This window comes from Flavobacterium sp. IMCC34518 (assembly GCF_027111095.2).
Taxonomy (GTDB): domain Bacteria; phylum Bacteroidota; class Bacteroidia; order Flavobacteriales; family Flavobacteriaceae; genus Flavobacterium; species Flavobacterium praedii.
Genome location: NZ_CP114284.2, coordinates 1,303,305 through 1,326,267, shown reverse-complemented (window position 1 = coordinate 1,326,267; position 22,963 = coordinate 1,303,305). Strand labels below are relative to the sequence as shown.

At 31.5% G+C, this 22,963-nt stretch carries 29 protein-coding genes and 1 tRNA gene; 2 read left to right on the top strand and 28 right to left on the bottom strand.

Going from position 1 to position 22,963, the window contains the following annotated elements; genetic code table 11:
• Positions 1 to 4 precede the first annotated feature (4 nt).
• Positions 5 to 430, bottom strand: coding sequence for a hypothetical protein (locus tag OZP06_RS05845; RefSeq protein ID WP_269224056.1), 426 nt, complete (start codon positions 428 to 430; stop codon positions 5 to 7).
• Positions 431 to 743: 313 nt separating this feature from the next.
• The gene (locus OZP06_RS05840; protein WP_269224055.1) at positions 744 to 2,132 is read right to left on the bottom strand and encodes a dipeptidase; all 1,389 of its coding nucleotides are present in this window, start codon (positions 2,130 to 2,132) and stop codon (positions 744 to 746) included.
• A gap of 108 nt (positions 2,133 to 2,240) precedes the next feature.
• On the opposite strand from OZP06_RS05840, the gene OZP06_RS05835 reads away from it, so the two are divergent.
• A tRNA-Leu gene (locus tag OZP06_RS05835) sits at positions 2,241 to 2,322 on the top strand.
• 162 nt (positions 2,323 to 2,484) lie between these two features.
• On the opposite strand, the gene OZP06_RS05830 is transcribed toward OZP06_RS05835, so the two are convergent.
• The 26 genes from OZP06_RS05830 to OZP06_RS05705 all read right to left on the bottom strand — a co-directional run bounded on the left by OZP06_RS05830 (position 2,485) and on the right by OZP06_RS05705 (position 21,714).
• Entirely contained in the window at positions 2,485 to 2,736 is a 252-nt protein-coding gene (locus OZP06_RS05830) for a hypothetical protein (RefSeq protein ID WP_281324346.1), read from the bottom strand.
• 64 nt (positions 2,737 to 2,800) lie between these two features.
• Complete coding sequence (locus tag OZP06_RS05825) at positions 2,801 to 3,601, bottom strand: endonuclease/exonuclease/phosphatase family protein (RefSeq protein ID WP_281324345.1); 801 nt, start codon at positions 3,599 to 3,601, stop codon at positions 2,801 to 2,803.
• The gene (locus OZP06_RS05820; protein WP_269224053.1) at positions 3,601 to 3,900 is read right to left on the bottom strand and encodes a DUF6804 family protein; all 300 of its coding nucleotides are present in this window, start codon (positions 3,898 to 3,900) and stop codon (positions 3,601 to 3,603) included. The genes OZP06_RS05825 and OZP06_RS05820 overlap by 1 nt, the downstream gene beginning before the upstream one ends.
• Positions 3,901 to 3,913: 13 nt before the next feature.
• Positions 3,914 to 4,450, bottom strand: coding sequence for a PrsW family glutamic-type intramembrane protease (locus tag OZP06_RS05815; protein WP_281324509.1), 537 nt, complete (start codon positions 4,448 to 4,450; stop codon positions 3,914 to 3,916).
• A gap of 2 nt (positions 4,451 to 4,452) precedes the next feature.
• A complete protein-coding gene (locus tag OZP06_RS05810; RefSeq protein WP_281324344.1) occupies positions 4,453 to 4,941 on the bottom strand; it encodes a hypothetical protein in 489 nt (162 codons plus the stop codon).
• 17 nt (positions 4,942 to 4,958) lie between these two features.
• Positions 4,959 to 5,969 (bottom strand): TerC/Alx family metal homeostasis membrane protein, encoded by a 1,011-nt coding sequence (locus tag OZP06_RS05805; RefSeq protein WP_269224050.1) that lies wholly within the window; start codon positions 5,967 to 5,969, stop codon positions 4,959 to 4,961.
• A 33-nt stretch (positions 5,970 to 6,002) separates the two neighbouring features.
• Positions 6,003 to 7,514 carry a serine/threonine-protein kinase gene (locus OZP06_RS05800; RefSeq protein ID WP_269224049.1) on the bottom strand — a complete coding sequence of 504 codons (1,512 nt, stop codon included), beginning with the start codon at positions 7,512 to 7,514 and terminating at the stop codon, positions 6,003 to 6,005.
• A 3-nt stretch (positions 7,515 to 7,517) separates the two neighbouring features.
• The gene (locus OZP06_RS05795; RefSeq protein ID WP_269224048.1) at positions 7,518 to 8,927 is read right to left on the bottom strand and encodes a PP2C family serine/threonine-protein phosphatase; all 1,410 of its coding nucleotides are present in this window, start codon (positions 8,925 to 8,927) and stop codon (positions 7,518 to 7,520) included.
• A gap of 3 nt (positions 8,928 to 8,930) precedes the next feature.
• Positions 8,931 to 9,983 (bottom strand): TerY-C metal binding domain-containing protein, encoded by a 1,053-nt coding sequence (locus OZP06_RS05790; RefSeq protein ID WP_269224047.1) that lies wholly within the window; start codon positions 9,981 to 9,983, stop codon positions 8,931 to 8,933.
• A gap of 120 nt (positions 9,984 to 10,103) precedes the next feature.
• On the bottom strand, positions 10,104 to 10,958 hold the full coding sequence (locus OZP06_RS05785) for a hypothetical protein (protein WP_281324343.1): 855 nt from the start codon (positions 10,956 to 10,958) through the stop codon (positions 10,104 to 10,106).
• Between the two features lie 4 nt (positions 10,959 to 10,962).
• Positions 10,963 to 11,661 carry a hypothetical protein gene (locus OZP06_RS05780; protein WP_269224044.1) on the bottom strand — a complete coding sequence of 233 codons (699 nt, stop codon included), beginning with the start codon at positions 11,659 to 11,661 and terminating at the stop codon, positions 10,963 to 10,965.
• A gap of 2 nt (positions 11,662 to 11,663) precedes the next feature.
• The gene (locus OZP06_RS05775) at positions 11,664 to 12,119 is read right to left on the bottom strand and encodes a hypothetical protein (RefSeq protein ID WP_269224043.1); all 456 of its coding nucleotides are present in this window, start codon (positions 12,117 to 12,119) and stop codon (positions 11,664 to 11,666) included.
• Positions 12,120 to 12,147: 28 nt separating this feature from the next.
• Positions 12,148 to 12,399 (bottom strand): hypothetical protein, encoded by a 252-nt coding sequence (locus tag OZP06_RS05770; protein ID WP_269224042.1) that lies wholly within the window; start codon positions 12,397 to 12,399, stop codon positions 12,148 to 12,150.
• Between the two features lie 353 nt (positions 12,400 to 12,752).
• Positions 12,753 to 13,388 (bottom strand): VWA domain-containing protein, encoded by a 636-nt coding sequence (locus OZP06_RS05765; RefSeq protein ID WP_269224041.1) that lies wholly within the window; start codon positions 13,386 to 13,388, stop codon positions 12,753 to 12,755.
• Position 13,389: 1 nt separating this feature from the next.
• Complete coding sequence (locus OZP06_RS05760; RefSeq protein ID WP_269224040.1) at positions 13,390 to 13,548, bottom strand: hypothetical protein; 159 nt, start codon at positions 13,546 to 13,548, stop codon at positions 13,390 to 13,392.
• An 11-nt stretch (positions 13,549 to 13,559) separates the two neighbouring features.
• On the bottom strand, positions 13,560 to 14,198 hold the full coding sequence (locus OZP06_RS05755; protein WP_269224039.1) for a VWA domain-containing protein: 639 nt from the start codon (positions 14,196 to 14,198) through the stop codon (positions 13,560 to 13,562).
• Position 14,199: 1 nt separating this feature from the next.
• Positions 14,200 to 14,811, bottom strand: coding sequence for a TerD family protein (locus OZP06_RS05750; protein WP_281324342.1), 612 nt, complete (start codon positions 14,809 to 14,811; stop codon positions 14,200 to 14,202).
• 12 nt (positions 14,812 to 14,823) lie between these two features.
• A complete protein-coding gene (locus OZP06_RS05745; RefSeq protein WP_281324341.1) occupies positions 14,824 to 15,378 on the bottom strand; it encodes a TerD family protein in 555 nt (184 codons plus the stop codon).
• Positions 15,339 to 16,187: a phosphoribosyltransferase family protein gene (locus OZP06_RS05740; protein ID WP_269224038.1), complete on the bottom strand. Its 849-nt coding sequence runs from the start codon at positions 16,185 to 16,187 to the stop codon at positions 15,339 to 15,341. Before OZP06_RS05740 ends, OZP06_RS05745 begins: the two co-directional genes overlap by 40 nt.
• Before the next feature lie 3 nt (positions 16,188 to 16,190).
• Positions 16,191 to 16,856: an HAD family hydrolase gene (locus OZP06_RS05735; protein WP_269224037.1), complete on the bottom strand. Its 666-nt coding sequence runs from the start codon at positions 16,854 to 16,856 to the stop codon at positions 16,191 to 16,193.
• A 10-nt stretch (positions 16,857 to 16,866) separates the two neighbouring features.
• Positions 16,867 to 17,625, bottom strand: a complete 759-nt coding sequence (locus OZP06_RS05730) for a TerD family protein (protein WP_269224036.1) — start codon at positions 17,623 to 17,625, stop codon at positions 16,867 to 16,869.
• 8 nt (positions 17,626 to 17,633) lie between these two features.
• A complete protein-coding gene (locus tag OZP06_RS05725) occupies positions 17,634 to 18,209 on the bottom strand; it encodes a TerD family protein (protein WP_269224035.1) in 576 nt (191 codons plus the stop codon).
• A 508-nt stretch (positions 18,210 to 18,717) separates the two neighbouring features.
• On the bottom strand, positions 18,718 to 18,984 hold the full coding sequence (locus OZP06_RS05720; protein ID WP_269224034.1) for a hypothetical protein: 267 nt from the start codon (positions 18,982 to 18,984) through the stop codon (positions 18,718 to 18,720).
• A 116-nt stretch (positions 18,985 to 19,100) separates the two neighbouring features.
• Positions 19,101 to 19,769 carry a response regulator gene (locus tag OZP06_RS05715; RefSeq protein ID WP_269224033.1) on the bottom strand — a complete coding sequence of 223 codons (669 nt, stop codon included), beginning with the start codon at positions 19,767 to 19,769 and terminating at the stop codon, positions 19,101 to 19,103.
• Positions 19,770 to 19,776: 7 nt separating this feature from the next.
• Positions 19,777 to 21,495: a tetratricopeptide repeat protein gene (locus OZP06_RS05710; protein ID WP_281324340.1), complete on the bottom strand. Its 1,719-nt coding sequence runs from the start codon at positions 21,493 to 21,495 to the stop codon at positions 19,777 to 19,779.
• A gap of 45 nt (positions 21,496 to 21,540) precedes the next feature.
• Positions 21,541 to 21,714, bottom strand: coding sequence for a hypothetical protein (locus OZP06_RS05705; protein ID WP_269224030.1), 174 nt, complete (start codon positions 21,712 to 21,714; stop codon positions 21,541 to 21,543).
• Positions 21,715 to 22,058: 344 nt separating this feature from the next.
• Between OZP06_RS05705 and OZP06_RS05700 the strand changes: the two genes are divergently transcribed.
• Positions 22,059 to 22,919: a hypothetical protein gene (locus OZP06_RS05700; protein WP_269224029.1), complete on the top strand. Its 861-nt coding sequence runs from the start codon at positions 22,059 to 22,061 to the stop codon at positions 22,917 to 22,919.
• Positions 22,920 to 22,963: the final 44 nt, after the last annotated feature.

Here is a 22,963-nt window from a genome sequence, read left to right as displayed (position 1 = left end):
GTAATTATTGAATCAGTTCTACTTCGGAAATTAATTCTCCATTATTGTATTTTTTTACAATAGTTGGTTTTCCTTTTTCATTGTAGAAATTCCAAATTCCATCATAAAACCAATGAATTTCAATATTATTTGTGGTTGTTTTGGTATGTCCTTTTGATTGAATTTTTCCGTTTTCAAAATAGGTTTTTGTTTTGCAAATGGTTCCCTTGTATTTTTCTCTTTTGATAATTTTTCCATTTAAGTAATAACGCCACTTTTTTATGGGATCATCATTTTTATACTTTCCAACCGATTTGTATTGTGTGCTGTCAATTGAATATTGTTCAATCCAAAGCCCTTCTCTTTTCTTGTTTACCTTTTGATTGATGGGAGCTGTTTTGCATCCAATAAGGCTAAATATAAAACATAAAGTAATGAATAAGTGTTTCATGAATTGATTTTGCTCTACAGAAATAGATGATACTCTACAAATGTAGAATAAAAATTAATTCAGCAAAATTTTTTGAATGTTTTTTTTATAGAAAATATTTATTTCTTATGCAGGTTAATATTTAAAACCAATGTTTTATGAAAACGAAAAGGCCTAGCCCTGATAGAAGTGAAAATCCTTATGAGCCGGTGTTCGGTTTATAAGATTGTAACGAATAGCAGGAAATAGCTTCAAATTAAATATATATCATTTCAGAAAAGCATAAAAAAAATCCGCTCTTTGCAGAACGGATTTAGTTATTTTTAAAGAAGTCTTATTTGGATAGCTCCACAAAATATTTGTAAAATAACGGAATGGTTTCAATCCCTTTTAGGTAATTGAAAATCCCAAAATGCTCGTTTGGCGAGTGAATGGCATCACTGTCAAGACCAAATCCCATAAGTATTGTTTTGCTTTTCAGCTCTTTTTCGAACAAGGCAACAATAGGAATACTTCCTCCTGAACGTACCGGAATTGCGGGAACACCAAAGGTATCGGTGTAAGCCATATTTGCTGCTTTGTAACCGATGCTATCTATTGGAGTCACATAGCCCTGACCTCCGTGATGAGGTGTAACTTTTACGGTAACTCCCGCGGGAGCAATATTGATGAAATGTTTGGTGAACAAGTCAGTGATGACTTCCCAATCTTGGTTGGGTACTAATCGCATCGAGATTTTGGCGAAAGCCTTACTTGCTATTACTGTTTTTGCACCTTCTCCTGTATAACCTCCCCAGATTCCGTTTACATCCAATGTTGGGCGAATTGAGTTTCTTTCGTTGGTCACATAGCCGCTTTCTCCATAAATATCGTTTAGGTTCAATGCTTTTTTGTAGTTTTCAAGACTAAACGGTGCTTTGGCCATCTCTGCTCTTTCTTCCAGAGATAATTCTTCTACATTATCATAAAATCCTGGAATGGTAATGTGGTTGTTTTCATCATGTAAAGAAGCAATCATTTTTGCCAAAACGTTAATTGGATTAGCAACGGCACCCCCATATAGTCCAGAGTGTAAATCACGATTTGGCCCTGTAACTTCAACTTCTACATAGCTCAAACCACGAAGACCCGTAGTGATAGATGGTTGCTGATTGGAGATCATTCCAGTGTCTGAAATTAAAATCACATCGTTTCTAAGTTTTTCAGTGTTGTTTTCTACAAAGGTTTTAAGGTTGACACTACCAACTTCTTCTTCACCTTCAATCATGAATTTCACGTTGCAAGGCAATGAATTAGTCTGGATCATATATTCAAAAGCTTTTAAATGCATGTACATTTGACCTTTGTCATCACAAGCTCCGCGCGCAAAAATAGCGCCTTCTGGATGTATCTCGGTTTCTTTTATGATTGGTTCAAATGGTGGGGAAGTCCAAAGTTCTATTGGATCTGCAGGTTGAACATCATAGTGGCCGTAAACCAAAACAGTAGGTAATTTTGGATCGATTGTTTTCTCTCCATAGACAATTGGGTAGCCTGCAGTTTCGCAAATTTCGACCAAATCGCATCCAGCTTTTACTAAACTTTCTTTTACAGCCATTGCAGTGTCAAGAACATCTTGTGAAAAAGCGGTGTCGGCACTTACAGAAGGAATTTTTAATAATTCAATTAACTCGTTGATAAAGCGATCTTTGTGTTTTGTAACATATAATTTTATATCATCCATGGAATCAAATTTTTTTAAGAATCAAAAATACAAAAAATAGAATGAATATTTTTTTTAAAAAAACCTTTGAAAATTGGAAGATATGATTATCTTTGCACCCACAATTACGCGGATATGGTGAAATTGGTAGACATGCCAGACTTAGGATCTGGTGCCGCAAGGCGTGTAGGTTCGAGTCCTATTATCCGCACTTTAAAAACCTCTAATCTCTTGTTTTTCAAGATTTTAGGGGTTTTTTGTTTCTATTTTTGCCGAAATTTTGCCGAAAATATTTTTTTTAAAATAAATAAATACGGATCAAGAAATTTTGCTTTTTTTGTTTTCTACTTTTTTTTAAATTCATTAAAACGAATTAAGTAAACTTAATTCTAGTATTTGTTCCAAGTTTTTTTTCAACTGTGTTTATTTTTTCTATTTTTTCAGGTAAGCCATAATAGATGAAATAGTAGCAGCTGATTCTTTTTGTGTGTCTTTCATACAGTACTTCAATTCCTATGGCATCATTTGATTTTTTGGCTAGTCTATATTTTGAATAATACCACCAACTACTTCCAAGCAGTAGTGTCATCACTATCATAACTATTGACCTTGATTTTTTAATCATTTTGTAGTAGTATACTAAATAGTGTGGGTATTAAAAATTATATTTCAATTTTAGCTGTCATCTATTAATTTAGAGCAAATTCCATCCAAATCGGAATGTGGTCTGATATTTTTCTGGCTTCTTGTAGGGAGGGGAAGCTTTTGTAAAAATGAATCACTCCGCCATTTTTCTTTTGAATCGGTTTGGAATACCAAATGTTGTCAAATTCTGACGCCAGACTTTGACCGTTTTTGGTTTCCCTTTTTAGAGATGTTTTTTGGTTGATAAGGAGTGGTATATAGCCCATTTTTCGTAAGGGATTAAAAACAGTGTGTGATTGGGGACAATTGAAGTCGCCTACAAAAATCAAATTCAACGTGGGATATTGGGCAGGTAAGAATTTGAAATATTTGATTTCGGTCTCGGGTTGTTTGCTCTTGGTAATGGCGTGAAAGTTCACCACGGTGAAGGACTTGTTTTGGTATTGGAACGTGGCATAAAACGGTTCGCGATCTATTTCTAAATGGAACTTTTTCTCCAACCAAGGGCGCCCTATCTTTTTAAGTTGTGCCGTTTTCCATAAAAAGGCATAGCGCTCGGTTTTGTAGGCACTACTACTTGTAGGGTCGCTAATCACATAGTCCCATTTACTCCCTTTGCGATTTAGTTCATCGGCTAAAAGTGCTACCGCCTGAGCACCACCATAGCCCGCTACCACTTCTTGTAGGGCTACAATATCGTAGTCTTTGATGGTTTGCGCCATAAAAGCAATCTCTTGTGCTGATTTTGATTTTCCTAAATTTTCGATGTTCCAGGAGAGGATTTTGATTTGGGAAAAGGAGAGTGTTGTAAAAAGGAAAAGGAGTAATACAAAAGTGTTTTTCATTATTTTGCTTTATCGTCATTTTGAAAAAGAGACCACAATAGGCCTATAGCTACAATTACATCAACGAAATTCCATAGTTCTCTACCTAATGCTATTTTGAAAAAAGGCTGAAACAGCAAAGCAAGACCTCCATAAAGCATTATTTCGTTTGTTTTTCCATGTTGGTTGGACTGGTAAGCTAAATAGGAAAACCCCATGAACGCAGCAAAGCGAACGAATTGGAAATAGACGTAGGGCATTTCAAGTACACAAAGGAAAAGTATTATTGATAAGAAAACCTTTAAGAGGCTTGTAGTCATAGTTAAATTTGATTTAAAATGTAATTTTTGATTGAAATTCTTTTGCTTTTTTCAGATAAATAATTAGTAATGCAACTCCAAAATAAGCAATAAAAAGCCCAATTAAAGACCAGGTAAATACATCATATAACCCGTGAAGAATTGCAGGAATAACTATTGCTAATAAAAACATAGCATATCTTTTTGTTGGATATAAGAAGTAGAAAGCAATAAAGTATGAGCTAATTCCTGACCAAACTGCGTGAAGAAATGGAAGAGAAGTTAATCTAGCAATGTTCATAAAAAAGGAGCTGTTATAATCTAATTTTGAATTGACACTTATTTGATATATAACACCTTCAAATACACCAAAACCAATCCCTGAAATTAAACCATAAAACACAACAGTTTGTGGAAGTAAGGGCTCTTTAGAATGTTTAATAAAAAAAAATACTGGAATTAATTTTATCAATTCTTCAAATATGCCAACACCAAAAACATAGCCGATTACCTGATTAATAAACGAATCGTTTTCGTCAATTAGTCTGTAAAAAGGATTGAATTGATTTATATTTAAGATATCGACACTAATAAAGACAAGAATTTGTACAGTAAAAAAAATGAAAATTGTTTTTTTACTGAAACTTGGGTTGTTTTAAAAACGGTATAAAAAAACAATCCCCAAATGAGAGAGAAGTATAAAGCAATTGCATAAAATGTAAAAACAGATGCACTTGTAATTCTAATCAAAAAAGCAGGAGCTAAACCAATAAATGATATTATTAATAGTTTACTATCTCCCTTCAATGTTTTGTATGAAATGGAATCTTTTGGTAAAAGCAAATTCAGTCCAAAGGACTGAATTTGACTAAAAAAATTACCAGTTTTTATTCTATATTTTAACTTATTCGATTTTAAAACATCTCTAACAGATAAATCTTTTCCATTAGTATTGACAACTTTGTCTTGTAGCAAAATTTTACCTTCACTAACATACAATTGAATGGTACTTATTTCATAAGGACCAAATACTTGATTATTTCGAATAATAGAATATTGCATTTTTTATATTGACCAATTTATTTTGCTAATTCTTCCTCCTCTTTATTAGGAAACATAATAGATGCAAGTACAGATAAAGCTAAAATACCACCAATAACCATTAATGAGTAAACAGACTCAATGTGGTAGAAAGGTGCTATTATCATTTTAATTCCAATAAATGAAAGTATGAAAGCTAAACCATAAGTTAGTTTACTAAATAAATGAATGAAATTATCTAAAAGAAAAAACAAGGCTCTTAAACCAAGTATCGCAAAGATATTAGATGTATAAAGTATAAAAGGGTCGCTTGATATTGCAAAAATTGCAGGTATTGAATCCACTGCAAAAAGCAAATCTGTAAATTCAATTACAGCAACAACTACTAACAATGGAGTTGCTAATTTTTTACCATTCTCAATTGTAAAGAATTTATCACCTACATAATTATCACTTACGCTGAAAAATCTTCTAATTAACTTGGCTCCTCTAGTATCATTATAATCTTCATCATCGTCTTCATCTCCAGCTGACCAAGATTTAATTCCTGCATAAACTAAAAATAATCCGAAGAGAGTCATAATTATATTAATATCGTATTTGAAGCCTTGAATTCCTGCAAGACCTAATAGTTTGTTTAAATAAGTCAATTCAATTAAAAATGCTCCCGAAAAAATAAAAATTGCTCTTAGCACTAAAGCACCAATTATTCCCCAAAATAATACTTTATGCTTATTTGAATTTGCTACATCAAAAAATTTAAAGACTAAAATAAATACAAATAGGTTATCTACTGATAATGCTTTTTCTATCCAATAGGCTGATTGGAATTCATAAAACTTTACCGATCCAGCATAGTAATATACCAACCCACTAAAAAGCATGGAAAGTGATATCCATACTAGAGACCAAGTTACAGCCTCCTTATTTGAAACTTCATGACTTTTTTTACTAAAAACGCCTAAATCTAGTAAAAGCATTACTACTATTGAAATTGCAAAGGTTACTATTAACCATGGGTGTTCCGATATTATTGGATGATTGTTCATTTGTTATAATTTAAAAGTTATTTATTTATTTATTTATTTATTTGCCATTGTTATTACTACTACTCTTCCGCCATCTTCTTTTGATAATAAGAGTTTTTTTCCATCGGTTAATTCAACCATTGACCCGATTGGGACTTCTTTATTTTCCGTTACATCTTTCATAGATGTTAATTTTTGATTTACGAAAACCCATTTATTATTATGAAATGTGAAATAACCTACTGGAACTTTCTGTTCTGCGGTTGTTTTTTCGTTTCTGGTAACATTTCGATTAACGTGCCATTGAAACAAATATTGATTATCATAAACCATTAATCTATGATTTTCAGGTTTCCAAACAGATTCTTTAAATTGATAGTACAAATCTAACATTGGCAAAGTACCTTTATGAGCGGTGCCACAAAATGGGCATTTAGGTGTATTTGTATTATCAAAGACATACCATTTTTGTTCACAAGAAACATTGTGGCATTTCTGCATTAAATCGGTTGTTTTCAGCAATCCTATTTCCCATTCTTCAGCAGTTGGTCTTTGCATTGGATTGTGTAAACCGTCAATAAAAACTTTGTCAAACAAAGTTTTTAAATACGGACCAGTAATAGAATATGGAAGTTTTGCAATATCTGCCCAAGGCAAATCCCATTTAGAAACTTGGTTTAATTTAGGTCTATTGGTTGCGTCTTTTGGATGCTCAATAAACATTGCTTTCTCACCCATCGATAATAAATCATCTTTTTCAGTATCTAAATCGTGAACTTTACCTCCTTTTAGTGGATGTCTATGTAAAAGAAACATATAAATAAGTACTGGTAAGGCGTGTAAATCTGTTAGTCTGTTTGGTAATTTTCTATTAGGGTCTGTTTTGTTTAAATGTTTTGAAGATAGTACTTCAGGTGCTATAAATTCAGCTGTCCCAATTACTTCTGCAGGAAACATCCCAGGAACTACCAAACCATCTAAATCAATCATACAAGCAGATTTTTCTACTGGATCTATAAGAACATTATTGTATGATAAATCAGAGTGAGCCAATCCCATTGCGTGCATTTTTTTGACTCCACGAGTTAAATTAACACACACTTGAAAATAGCTTAACCAATCACCTAATTCGGATTTAGCCACTTTCAAGGGAAATTGAGGATTTCTAAATTTTGCCCCTGCAAACCACTTACCGTTTTTTTCGTTCCCTTGAATCAAATCACTGCTTTCGTACCCTTTTTTAAAGAAAAATTTGGAATTATATATAGGAACAATTATTCCTGTTAAACCTTTATGTTCAATGACATCTGTTGGCCATCTATATACTTCATTTAAATAATAATCTCCTGCTTCTTTATTTTGAATTTGAGGTAAGTAATGATTGGTTATTCTTTGAAGTCTTTCCTTTTGATTAAAATCTAACTTATCTCTAAAAATAGCTACAACATATTTTTTATCAGGACTAAAAAATACATCTTTTACTCCACCACGCATCGGTTCGCCATTATCTACAAACTGATATGTTTTAGAGGTATCGTTAATTGATTTTACTGTTATTATACTCATAGTCTAATAGATTATTGCAAGTGTTCTGTCATCGTGATTCCCTGGATTCCAAAAATCCATCCAAGTAGAAAGTTGATTTGCAATTTCTGTATTTTCTTTATTGAAATCAACTTTACAATTTTCTTCGTTTTTCCCATTTAAATCTTCAAGGAAATCCTTCCAATTTTCTATTTTTTCCAGATTTGCTTCAACTACAAATTTAGGGTCATAGATTCCATCAGTCATTAATATTAAATAAGAGAAATCATCGACTAATTTAAAACCAAATCGAGTTGAGAATTTATCGCTTTGGAATATTTCCGGCATCGTAATAAAACGAGTTCCTCCACCAAATTCTCCAACATCCAACCAATTCATTAATTTTATTTCGGTTAAATCTTTGTTTAATATACCTATTGGACAATCTCCTACACCAAAAGTTAAGATGGCATATCCAAAATCATATTTTTTGACTAATGCAAAAATTAAAGTGGCGTGTAAATCTTTTAATGGTCTTTCAAGTTTTATCGCAAATTTCTCTAATTCCTTATGGACATACCACGCTGCTTTTGAAAGATTGTCATAAACAAAATGACTTATTTTCTTTGATGAATCTTCATCTGTTTTATTATGATGATTTAAAAGGTTATCGTCAAATTCTTTTAAAAATTCCTCCGTGAAGTTTTCTTCAAAATAAGACACCACTAAATCGCAAGACATTTTAGAACCTTGCCTTGATAAACTAGCAGAACCTGCTCCATCTGACACTGCTAACACACTCCAACCTGTTTCGTTGATATTCTTGAATGCAAAATCATCGTCTCTAAAAGAACCCACATTAGCGTGACTTCTGCCACGTTTAGAAGATATTACTATATTTTTATCTAAAAAACTAGCAGACACATTAACATTATCCTCTTTCCAATAAGGATCATTTTTATCACTTTCAATGTCTTTCCACAATGATTTAGGGTCAGGATTTATAATAATTGTTATTATTTTTTCATTTAATTTAGAATCTACTGCTTCTCCTTCAATTCTAAATAACAATTTTATTTTTAAATCTCCACTTATTAATGGATTTCCAAAAAGCAATTCTTCATCATTATTAAATTCAAGACCTGTTTCTTCTAAATCTTTAATTTCAGAATAAATAACGTCATTCCAACCTAAGGTAATAAAATCAAATTTTGCTTCGTACTTTTTATTTACTGTACCGTTTGGTAACGAAATTTGATGAGAAATTATATCATCAATTCTTGTTTTTAGTTTCCAATTTGCCATAATTACCTTCTGATTTTCTTGAATTATTTTAACTGAATTTATATTCTGTTCATTAGCAATAAATTCATCAAAAAGGGACAATTTATTTGGCGGAACTTCTATTTTATTTTGTGATAAAAATGCCTGAATATATTTTTTTGTTTCTTCCATGAATTATCCTTGTGTTCTATTTACATCAAAACCACCTTCACCACTTCCATAAGTCCCTTGATTACCACACCAAGGACAAGTACTCAATTCTTCATCACCAATACAATGAATTTTACCACAGCTACAAACAGCGAAAGCAATTTGATTACCACAACACGGACAAGTTGGACCTCCAATTAATTCATCTGTATTTACTTTATTAGAAAAATTAGTGTTGTCTGCCAATTCAAAATAAGAATTATCAACTTGATACGCTCCAACTAGTCTGTAACTTTTAGTCCCTAATTCAATACCAGCAAAACTTGAAGGCGCAATTGTTTTACGGTATTTCATTAGGTAGGGTCTTTTGGTATTTTGACATTTACCATTTAGTACTACAAAATTATCATCTACAAATTGGCGGTTTGGTTCTGATTTTGTTAAGTCAATCTTTTCAATAGTAACACCATCCAATTTTGCTAATTCAAATCCAGTTGAATTACTCTCAACACTTATACTACTTGTCTTAATAGAATCTGTAACCCATTTGAAAAATTCTTTATAAGATTGCACATTAGTGTTTTTGAATTCTAATACCGTGTCTGTTAATTCACCGAGTAGATGAGCATCCGTATTGTTTCCAAAGGAAACAGCAATTAAATTGGCAGTTCTTTGCCAATTTTGTTTCCACTCATTTATGGCTGCTTGGCTATCATCCGTTGGCACACCATCAGTAAATAGAAATACAATTGGTTTCCAATCTCCTTTTACTTCATAAGTTGTTTTGACAATATTAGTTCTCAATTCATGCATTAAATGCCCCAAACCTTTACTTAGTGAAGTTCCGCTACCGATAGGGAATTTTGGAGGATAGAAACTGACAATTTCTTGCAAAGGGACTAATGTTTTTGGTTGGCCAGCAAAAACTATAATAGAAACAAAAACAGTTTCCAAAGCATGTGGATCTGTTTTTAGTGCTTGGATAATTGTTGCTAATCCTTCTTCAACTTGTTGAATAGGTTCGCCAACCATTGATTCTGAAATGTCTATTAGGAAATATATTGGTAATCTTCTCATAGTTTTTCTGTTATTAAATTCAAATACAACTCTAAATTTTCTAAAAACATGTTAGTAATAAAATTCATTATTAAATTTTAGTTCTCTACTTTAATATATGGCTTAGACATATATTTTTTTTCATTTTATTGATGTTCCCTTGTCAGTTTTATTATAACCTGCACAGATATTCATTAATTGAGCAATTTTTAAATTTATGTCAGCTGTTGGTGTAATTTTGTTTGAACTTATTTCGTTCCAGAATTGCTTTAATATTGGTTGTCTTGATACGAAGTTATTTATTTCAGAATATTTTGTTGTAAAAACACTATTATTTACATTTAGAACTTTTCCAACTTCAATTATTCGTCGTGTTTCTGTGTAAACAATTTCTGCATCGGAAAATAATTTATTAATTATAGATATTACACGTTGTTTTTCTCGTTGTATTTGTTTTCTCTGTTTCTGTATTTCACCATTATACTTTAAAGCCTGTGAAAAACCTTCGAATATTGTCTCAATTGCAACTACCCCAGCTTCTAACAAAAATTCATCTTTTGAAATATCTTTAATGTTTCTACCTTTATGTCTTTTGAATGAGTTTTCGACAGAAGTGGAAAAAGTATTGGTTATTGCTTCCAAATTTTTACCAAAACTATCATTGTAGTTAAAATTTTCCTGTTGAAAATCCTTAATTACTACGTTTGTGACATTATCAATTGTTCTTGAATTTTGATTATTACTAACATTTTTAAATTTTTTTAATAAATTTTTTGCAATTACAAAATTTCTATGCGCTTCAAGTCTTTCATGTTCAAGATTTGTGTAAGCTTCTAAACGATCTTTGTATAGATCTGAAAAAGAAGAGCTTATATGAGAATATCTTTTTTTTAATATTTCAAATTCTATTTTTTCATCTTCTAATCTACCATAACCACCACCAGTAATTATGTTTTTTCCAAGATCTATTATGCCGTCTAATATATTGTCTAACATATAGTTATTGTTTCCATTGATTGTATTCTTGTAACATTAAATTATTGTTAATTTCTAATGATTTTTTGATTTCTAAAAAGGCAAGTTCTCTTTCCTTTGAAATTTTAGGAGAAATATTATCTCTAAACGATTTATTTATTCTAAAAACTTGAATTGAAATAGTAAATAAATCAATAGTAGCAAAAAATAAAATCAGACATATTATAACTTTACTGGCTAAATTTTCATTTATCGTATAAATTAAAACACTTGGATTATTATAAAAGTTTGAGGTAATAAATGTGTTTATATGTAAAAACATTAATAACAAAATAGAGTAAATCCAATATTTCCAGTATTTACCTAAATATATAAAATGGCCACCAAAAAAGGATGAAAAAATAAAATATAAATAAGCGGTTTTAATCTTTCGAGTATCATAAATGGTTTTACTAACTTTTGAATTTAGTTTATTTCCAATTAAAAAATATATCACTGAAAATAAAACCCAATACTTGTATTTGTTGAAGAAACCTTTTGAATTCCAATTAGCTAAAGCTTCTTTTTTTAATACTGTATCAACCTTATTTAGCTCTTCTACCTTAAAATTGAGAGATGTTATATTCTCTAAAATTTTAGAGTCTAATATTTGTTTTTCAGAATCTGTATTAGAGATACAAGACACAAACATAATAGATAGTAATATGTAAAATATTTTTTTCATTTTTAAAAATCTAATTCAAGTGTATCGTTGCTTTCTAAAATACTTAATGTATTTTGGATCTCTTGTAAAGGATCTGTGATTACTAAACTATTTACAGCTGATAACCCCATCAAGACTAAATTATCATTACCTGTTTCAAGGCCTTTATCAATTACCTCAAAGTATTTTGAAAAAACTAAACCTCTTTCTTCAAATCTTTTTTCAATTACAGTCATATTTCTTTGATGTTTATAAAGAATTTGACTAAATTGATTTTGAAGATTTATCCTTTCATTATCTAATCTTTTATTTTCATTGATTAATTCTCCAACAGTTACAAGTTTTCCAGCAAAATCAATAACCTTGTCAATTCTTTCATTATTAAATTGGATGATTTGAAGTTGTTTTTCCTGAATTATTTCTATTTTATTCGAATATTCAATTAATTTATCAGCATCATTTTTGGCTTCGTTATTCATTTTTTTTTTTATTGGTTAGTTGCTGTTGCTATAGTGAAGGTGAGTGTTTTCCTTTTCCACTACCGTTTGGATGTCTATGACAAGAATTTCCAGTTAATCCAGAAATATTTGATGAAGAAGTGCCACAATATTTACAACTATATTGGTTTTTTTCAGTTCCTTCATACAATTTATGCTTCCCTTTTCCACTTCCTAAAATGTGACGATGACAAGAGTTTGCAGTTAAACTTGAAATACTTGAGCTTTTAGTTCCACAGTATTCACAATAGAAATTTGACATTAGTTTTATTGTTATTTAATACTTAATTCGTTTTTATTTTATTAGTAAATATCACACTGTGTTTAATTATACCAAATGGTAGTCCAAAATACAATCTTCATTTTAAAAAAAATTTAAGAGCATTAAAAAGATAATTAAAAGCACAATTTGAGACATATCAACAGACAATCCTATTCCAATTTGAAAAGGTTTAACCATATTTTTTAAAAAAATAAAAATTGGAGAAAAAAGACTGTTGAAAAAATCAAAAATATTTTTGTATTGTGGATTCAATTTGTCTTTATACGGCAATAATTTTGAATATAAAAACAACCCAACAATAAGAATATTTATAAAAATCGGAATTAATTGCATCATATTACAACCGTTATTTCACTTGGTGGTGGTGGTAATGTTACACTTTCTCCTGTTCCTTGACTTTTATTGCCTTGTTCAATCGTTTCTGAAACCCATTTAAAGAATTGTTTTAGGGTTGAGCTATCAGCTGAATCTAAATGAACTACATTATCTGTTAATTCTTTTAGGATATCATCGTTAGCCATATGACCAGCAGCACAACCCACAACAGCACCAAAGTTTAGACTCTTAATTTCGGGTGTTTTTTCTCTGTATAATTGTATATCAGAAGGTTTGCCATCAGTAAAAACAAAAAGTAGTGGCTTCCAATCTCCTTTTTGAGAGGATGAACCTTTTATAACATCTTTTTTTACTTTTTGAATAACAAATTCTAAACCTGCTCCAGTATTTGTCGGACCGCTTTGCGGGCATGTTATTTCTGGAAGTTGAAAACTAACCAATTCTGTTAATGGGACAATTTCCTTTACTTCCCTGTCATAAGTTATAATACTTATCCAAAGAGAATCTAACGCTTGAGCATCTGAACGTAAAGTGTTAATCATACCACTCAAAGCATTATTTAATGCTTGAATCGGTTCACCGTACATGGAACCTGATGTATCTAATAAAAAATATACTGGTAGTCTTCTCATATTATTTTTTTCCGAATAACGATTTAATTATTAAATTGCCTAATTTTCTCTCTACACCACCTCTAGTGGTTGGAACGCCTGTTTTTCTAGCAAAACTTTGTTTGGCACTAGTAATACCTAAAAGTCGATTTAAAGAAAATGAAAATCCAAATTTGCTCATATTTTTAGGATTTAAACGACAATATTTAATTCAGATGGTGGAGGAGGCAATTCATTCAGTCCTGTAACTTCTTTTCCGGAATCTTCTACTTTTGTAGAGCTTACTCCAATAGAAGCAGTCACCCATTGAAAGAATTTACCAATGCTTGCACTATCAGCAGTATCTAAACTAACTACATTATCTGTAATTTGTTTCAAAATATTAGCATCAGCTCCACTTCCTGCTGCACAAGCAACCGTAAAAGCAACTTTAGATTTTTTGAATTCATTTAATCCATTTTGCCAGTCATCAGTAGGAATCCCATCAGTCATAATGAACACCAGAGGTTTCCAATCACCTTTTTGTTCAGTAGTTGTTTTGGCTACTTCAGTATCAATTTTATGGGCTACTAATTTTAAAGCTTCTCCAAGAGCGGTTACTCCAGTTGCTTTAATATCGACCATTTGAAAAGATGCTAAATCCGTCAACGGAATAATTTGTTGAGCTGTACTATCAAAAGTTATAACACTTAAAAAAGCTGTTTCGATAGCTTGTGGATTTTGGCGTAATGAACTAATCATTATTTGAACTCCATTTTTTACTGCTTCAATTGGTTCTCCTGACATTGAGCCAGAAGTGTCCAATAATAAATATACGGGTAGTCTTCTCATTTTATAAATATTGATTGGTTACAGTGCTTAATGTTTGTTCTAATTTTTTGTCTCTTGTAGGTTCTCCAATGGCATTGAATTTCCATTCGTTATTTTTCTTGTAAAAAACACCCATAACCATAGAAACGTGACCTGCAAAACCTGAACCGTTTGCAATATCAAATGTTGCGAAAACCTCGTTTACTCTTGTTGGTGTTCCTTCGTAAATTCTAATAGAAGCAAATGGAATTGTTCCAAAATCGTGTCCTTGAAAACTGTTTAAAACGAAAGCTACATTACTAACTGAAGGATTTAGTTTTGAAAAATCAAGTGTAATAATTTCATTGTCTAATCCATCATCCCCACCCAAATCTCCTGTTAAATCATCTCCACTATGGGCTATGGAACCATCTTTAGAGCGAAGATTTCCGAAGTAAATAACTTCTAACAAATTTTTATTATCATCATACAAAGCACAAGATGCATCCAAGTCAACTGCTTCTTTTTTGGTGTTACCAAAAAAGCCTTTTTTTTCTATTGCCCCCCAGTTTATACCAACACAAATGTTTTGTAATGTACTTCCACTACTTTTTACAAGGTTTATTCTTTGACCTTTTTGAAGATTTATTGCCATTTATATATTTATTTAGTTGTATTTATTTAAAAAGTCTTCCAATCCACCTTTTTGCCCCATTCCAATAGCTTCAAATTTCCATTGCCCATCTTTATTATAAATTCTTCCGAATTCGACAGCTGTTTCAATTGAAAAATCTTCTTCTAATTCATATTTCACTAATTCTATATTATTGCTATCATCAACAATTCGAATAAATGAATTACGAACTTGGCCAAAGTTTTGTTTTCTAGCTTCTGCTTCGTGAATTGTCACAACAATGCAAATCTCTTTAACAGCAGAATTAATTTTTGTCAAATCAATTTTAATTTGCTCATCATCGCCATCGCCATCGCCAGTTAGATTATCACCAGTATGGATAACCGAATCATCTGGAGACTTTAAATTGTTGAAGAAAACAAAATGTTCATCTGAAACAAGTTTTTTATTTTCCCCTAAAATAAAAACGGATGCATCTAAATCAAAACCTGATCCAGTAGAGCTACTGTTTGTGTCCCATCCTAATCCAATTGTGAACTTTGGAGCATTTATATTTTCTCTTTGTCCTTTTTGTAAGTTGATTGCCATAATTGGTAATTATTTATTTGATTAATATTCGTTTGATATTCAGAAATTTGATGATAATTGTTACTAATAGCTAAATGAAACAATTCATCACATTTAGCGATTGATATATTATTCATCAAGAAATTAAATTGTTCTCGATCAAGCTTCAATATGTATTTAATTATTCTTGTGTTATATTGAAATTTATTTTTGTTAATAATAGTTACTATATCCTGTAGATTTTTTATAGCGAAGTAATTGTAATGATTTTCAATTTTTGGATGAATATTTTTGTTTACTAATTCCGCAAAATAGACAAAAACAAATTCTCCTTTTACACCATATTGATTCAATATTTTATTAACTGTGTGCTCATGACTTCCAGTAATCTTAATGTCATCAACAAAAATACACAGCTTATCATTTATGAATTTTTGGTCTATATAATAAGTATCATTTGAAATTAATTGTAACCTTTCATCAAAGCTTAAATTACCATAATCAGTAACATAAGTTTGATTTCTGTAAATTTTAGATTCAATACTTGCTTTTCTATTATTCTTAAACAGAAAGCAATTTAAATGCTTTTTAAAATAATGGCACAAAAAATTCGAAGCTGTAGGTATTGATAAATAAGGACTTGGCAGAATGACAATTTCTTTGTTAGATAAAAGCAAATCGCTGTATTTTTCTATAAATCCCTCAAACAATTCTCCCGCGAATTTTTCTGCATAGTGCTTATCGCCAAATTTAAACCAGCTATATTCATTTGCATCAAATGGATATTCGTTTTCATGGATAATTTTATGTAAACTATAACTACTCTTCACTTTTTAAATTTTAATTAACAAAGCCTCAAAACCAAATTTGATTGCTCCACTATAATCTGCTATTATATTATCTCCTATGTGTAAAACCTGCTTTTTCTCTACTATTTTTAAACGCTCTATTTGATTATAAACCAACTGAAATATTTCATTATTTGGTTTTGATAATCCAGTTTCATCAGAATAAATTTGAAATGAAAAGTAACTATTCAATTCGTAATACGAAAGCAACTTTTTTAAAGTTTCACCTTTTATAAATCCTGTGTTACTTAAGATGCTTATCGTTTTTTCTTGTTCAACAATTTCATCAAACAGTAATCGAATTTTTGGATAAATTAAATCGGGTTTGAATTTCATAAATAACAATTCTGTTTCTTTATAAAAGGCACTTAATTTCTCAATTTCAAAATCATTAACCTTAACATTTAAGGCATTTAGTATTAAATAATAAATCTCAAACGTATCAATGTTTAACCCTGTCTTCTCATTTATATTGTTACACAAAACATCATAATACCTTACAACCTCTGTTACCTTCTCAATTGTACAATCTACTTCAAAAAAATCTTTAAATAGTAAATTCCTCTTACTCTTAAATTGTGGATTTGACTTTATTAATGTTAACCATAAATCAAAAGAAAGATGTTGATAGTTTGAATATTCTAATTTCAATTTCAATTTTTTAGTTCACATATTTTTTTAGAATATCCACAAAATTATCTGTATGAAGTGGTTCTCCAATCGCTCTGAATTTCCAACCTCCATTATGTCGATAGGTTTCTCCAAAAATTAAAGAGTGTTTGTTTTCTAACTCTGGACTATTTGATAGTGTATATTTTGCAATTTCTTTGTTATTCTTATCGCATGCTCTAATAAAAGCATTTTCTACTTTACCAAACTGTTGATTTTTACTTATCCCTTGATAGATACACACTAAAAAGATTATTTTTTCAATTTTTGCTGGTAATGCATCTAGCTTAATAATAATTTGTTCGTCATCACCATCTCCTTCTCCAGTTAAATTATCTCCAGTATGAACGATAAGTTCACCATTATTTAAAAGTTGGTTGATTTTTTGCTGCATAGTATATTTTGAAGCACCCTCTGGAAAAAGCATATTTGAAGTACCTGTTCCTGATGGATAAGTCATACTGTTAAAATAAACAACATCACCCCCGTGTAACCCAACTTTATTGCCATTTGAAAAAGTTAAATCACGACCAAGATTAGCGACTTTTCCATTTGAATCAAGCAAAAATGCAATAACATCTAAGTCGTACTCTTCTTCATTGGAACCTCCAAAAAGTTTACTTAAAAAACCATTTTCTTTTTGTTTTACATCCCAACCTAAACCAATTGTTACTTGTGATAAATCGAATGTTTCGCCTCTATCGTTTTTTCTTAGATCAATTGTTTGACCCTTTTGAAGATTAATTGCCATTTTAATGTTTATTTAATAATAGTACCTGAATAATATTTTTCTAGAAAGAATCCTAAATCAGCTTTGTAACCAATTCCAGAAGCTTCAAATTTCCATTGACCATTTCTTTTGTATAATCTGCCGAATTCAACTCCTGTTTCTATTGAAAAATCCTCATCCAACTCATATTTCGCAATCTCTTGACAAGTAGCATCATCAACGATCCTAATGTATGAATTTCTAACTTGTCCAAAATTTTGTTTTCTTCTTTCAAAATCTTCAATTGTAACTACAAAAAGTATTTCTTGAACTTTGGTGTCAATTTTGTTTAAATCAACTTTTATTGCTTCATCATCATCACCATCACTATTACCACCAGTTGGGTCATCACCAGTATGTTCCAAAGCACCATCTGGAGAATTTAGATTGTTGTAAAAAATAAAATAATTTTCTCCTAAAAGTTTACGTTCTGAATTAATCATAATTGCAGACGCATCTAAATCAAAATCATTTCCTGTTCCTTCATTTGGATCCCAACCCAACCCAACAGTGATTTTCGATAACCCAATATCGATTTTTTGTCCTTTTTGTAAATTAATTGCCATTTTAAATTAAATTTTAATGTTTTATGTTATTAAACAATAGTATTTGATTAATCTTATCGCTTGAATGTTTAAAATTTTATTGATTATCAGATTCTTAACTAAATTATTTTTATTAACTTCTTTTTTCTAAAGTTATAGAAAAAAAAATATTAATTCCTATCCCCATTTCTAATGATTTTTTACTTTTTTTTAAGAATTGCAATTTTATTTAAAAACTGGGTCATTATATATGATTAATATCAAAGTTGGGCATTAAAGTGTAAATAATCATTTTGTTCTTAAGATATTAGGCGTCTAATAACTGCGATCTGAAAAGTTTTAAGGAATAGAAGTTTTAATTTTTTTTCCTTAAATCTTGATACCATTTCTTAGTCTGACCCTTTTTTTGTTTAAATAGATTCCATTTAATGAATTGATCTCTGGACTCCATTTTATTTAATCTATCAAACTTAAACAGTTCAAAATTCAATTCCTTACGGTTTCCCTCATTTTGTAAAAAAATGGGTTATTATTCTGTAAAGGCTATTTTTCCTTTTCGTTTTTTAGAGAATTTAATTCTTTTAGAAGGCATGAAATAAGTGTTTTGGAATGCTTTTAGTGCAGGTAATTGCATATAAGAACAGCAATCATTCGGATCTTTTGAAAATGTTGCGTTGCCACTATATTCATCAATTTCGATTGATAAAGATTGAGCAACTTTTCCTTTGGCCCAAACAAGCGAAAAGCAAGATAATAAAAGACAAACTAACGTTTTGGTATTGTAAGAAGGCGACATAGGGATTATTTTTGAACGAAATCAAAAGTAGTGTCCTATGCCAAAACTTCCTTACGGGAAACCGTAAAGGGGTGTTTTTTTATTACCGTAATTATTGGAGGAAGAGGATTTTTATTTTAAATCAACCCTAAATCTTTGGTAATCGATACCAAATGGGTTGTATTAAGTGCTTTGAAGTAGATTTTGAGTTTACTGATGCGTTTTTCGATGGTGCTTTTGCTATTGGGCGTAATACCGGCTTGTTTCAAAACGGATTCCATCGCTTCCTGAGAAACGCCTTTTGAGAGATACTCCAGCAGTTGGATGTCATAATCATCAATTTCGTTGATCAATTTATCCTGAAAAATATACTGCAAATCTGCGGGTAAGTAGGGAGCGTCTTGACTCGCCACGGCTTCTACGGCTTTGCGTAGCTCGATCATGGTGTTGCGTCCTTTCATGACAAAAGCGTTGATGTCCAATTGGTCAAACAAGGATTTGATGCGATAGGATTTGTCTTCGATAGAAAAAGCAATGATTTTGATTTCCGGAAACAATCCTTTTACCGCTTCGATTAAGGCTTCACCCGATGTAAGTTGATTGGTTCGATGGTCGGCTTTGAACGATAAATCGGTAATCAATAAATCATAAGGTTCATGCTCTAGATAGCCTCTTTTGAGTTTGAGCAAGGCATCATCACAGTATTTAGCAAAGTCTATTTGAGGTACAGCCAAAGCTTCTAGTACACTGACGGCTGCTACATCATTGAAATCAATATCATCTACGATCAAAACTTTTTGAAACATACTTGGTTTATTTAGGAAACGTTAGTTTGATTTTAAGCCCTTTTGAACTTGATGTGTCAAAAATAATACTTCCGCCAATAGCATGAATACGGTTTTCCACATTATGAAGGCCATTTTTTGAAGGAATCGGATCGGGAATACCGATGCCATTGTCTGAATAGTGCACCAAGTATTGTTTGGAATCGGCTTCAAAACGTAGGATTGCAAAGGAACCATGGCTGTGTTTTTTCATGTTAACCATGAGTTCTTGTAGGATCCGATAGAGTGCAATTTTTTTCTCATCTGCCACTTTGTTCCAAGGAATTACGTTTACGTCTTTTAAAATGATTTGTACATGGGAAGATGAAAAGCCCGAAAGCATTTCTTTTAACTCCATTTCGTAGGAATCGCCGGTACCAATGAGACTGTTTTCACGGGATATATTTCGCGTTCGTGTGTAAATTTTATCCAAATTATCCAATAGCGTTTCTTTCTGCACAGGGTTGTGCAAGTCTTGAGTTTCAGCAAAAGCAATGGTTTGATAGACATCATTGGCCAACTCGTCGTGCAGTTTTTTGGCAATCCGAGTTTCACTTTCATAAATAGCGGCTTGTTTTTCTTTCTTGCTTTTGTTTTGCAGGTAGAAATACAATAACACCACCGAGATCATTAGTAGCAACAATATAAAAAATAGTATGTAATTGTTGAATTTTTCATTTGCTAAGGCCAAGTCATTTTCTGCTTTTGCCGCTTTTAATTGTAAATTCTCATTGCGCTCTTGAGTCGCATCGTATTTGATTTTGGCAAACTGATTTTTCGCGATTTGCTTGACTTTGCTAATACTGTCGTTAAGTTGCAGGTAGTGTTTAGTGTAGGTAGGAAGTTGTGAAGGCGTACTTACTTCCATTAAGAGGGCTAGGGCTAACAAACGATCTTCAGTACTCTGGATGGCAGTAGCTTTGGTATAGGATTGTTGGGCATAGGTAAAAGCCAATTGGGGTTGACTCTTTTGATAGTATTTTGCCAAATTGCTGTAACTGGTAATCAAGCCATAATCAAATTGCAACTGTTGATGAATAGCTAATGCTTTCTTTAAATAAGCACCACTTCTGGAGTCTTGGATTTTAAAATAACAAACGCCCAAATTGTCCAAAACTCGGGCTTGATGCTCCAAATTATTCGGTACGATAGGAGATTGAGAGAGAATAGTCAATAGCTGAATAGCTTGCTTGTAGCGCTTTTGTTCCATATACACCACAGCGATGTTGTTTTGAATGACTGCTTTTTGTAGCGGTGTGTCGGCCAAGTTACTTGCTTTTTGATAATACCGAATGGCATTCGCGTAATCAAAAAGATGTTGGTAATTAATACCTAGGGTGTTGTAAATGGCCACTTTGTATTGGGCTTCGGTGTTTTTTTGAAAAAACGATAAGGCTTCGGTAGCCGTAGCTTCACTCCCTACATAATCACCTTGCGTTTGCTGAATAGCTGCCATTTTGAGCAAGGCATAGACAATTTTATCCCCTTCAATTTTGGTATTGCTCTGCGTTCGAATTTGATTGTAGTAATAATAAGCACTATCGTATATACCCTTGGCATAAAAATCTTCTGCGGGGGTAATATATTGATGATAAGGGCTAACTGGGGTTACCTCGTTTACAGTAGGAGTTTTACGAGTACAAGAAAAGAAAAAACAACCAAAAAGGAGTAGAGAAATAAAAAACGGGAAATGTATTTTTTGAAACATTCCCCGAAAATATCAAATTAATTCCAATTAATAGAACATCATATTTTATTTTTTTGGCGGAGTTGTTGGGGTTTGACCCGTTGAGTTTCCTCCTAAATCACTATCTGCAGTTAGTTGTTGTTTTGAAGGGGTTGTAGTAGACTCTAGATCATCATTGGTACAGGAAACAAAAGTAATACTGCTTGTTATAAAACATAAAAGGACAATTATTTTTTTCATTGGATTTGATTTAAAAATTAGACATAGGAAGGGCTGTTCGATCATGAAATCGAAAATTTTTGGATAAGGAGTGTTTCCTTAAAAGCCCTTTGGATTGATGCTACTGGGAAGTGAAGTGTGCTAAAATAGTTGATCCAGAATTTATACTTCCCGGATAAATCTAACCCACTGTTTAGCCCACTTTTTTTAAACTAGTTTTGTACATTTGTTCGTATCGCGAAATAGAACAAGAACTAATTCTGAAGCAAAGGAATGATGTTTCTAGGTGCTAAGACTAAGGTGATTCCGATAATTCCAGTAATTCCATTGCGTTCTACTAATTCTAATACAATCCGTTGGTGTTTATGAGTACAATTACTTTTGAAGAATATAAAGAGGGGATAAAAGCGCAATTTCAAGCGATAAAAAGAGTGGGTGTTTATGGTAGTGGTGATTTGTCCAATGTAACACCTGCACAACTGAGAGATTTGTGTTTGAGGAAGGCAGAAAACGAGTTGAATCCAAAAGATGAAATGGTCTTCAGGTATTTTTTTAATGCAAAAGAAGGGGAGAAATTGACTAGAGCCATAGAAAATTTTGAAATTGGAAAATTAAAATCGGTGATTTCCTTTTTAAAGGGAGAGAAGAATTCTGAAAATAGAAACAGAATAGAATTGGCCGCCATTTTGGTGGATTTTAGTCCAAGACCTTTTCATAGTTTTTTTACAAATGTTGGGAAGGAGATAAAAATAGAGGAGGAGTCTTTACAAGTGATAAAAGGCAAAAAAGAAGAAGCGGTACTATCTTTAGTTTCTGAAGAGGGCATAGCGATAAAAGGTTATCAAAATAAATCAATACTAGACCGATATAAAAAGGTATTGACTAAAGGTGCTGTGTTGTGTAGTCTAGGAATTGGAGTGGTCACATTACTTCCTAAAAAAGAATGTATGCAATGGAATACCAATCATTATGAAGTAGTAGATTGCTCCACAGAGAGCAGTAGTTTTTTAGACCCACGTATACCAATAAATAAAGAAAGATTAAGTTTAAAAAAACTAGATCCAAAGACCATAAAATGCTATTTTGAAAATGGCGAACCATGCGTTTGGTATACTAAAATTGAGGGCAAGATAGAACTTTTCAATCAACCAGGATTGCATCCCACTACTGGAAAAACTTTAAAGCCGATTACAAAATATATGATTAATAAGTATTTAAAACCATGATCAAGATAGGGTAATCATTCGGTAAATAATGAGTGTTTTCATGA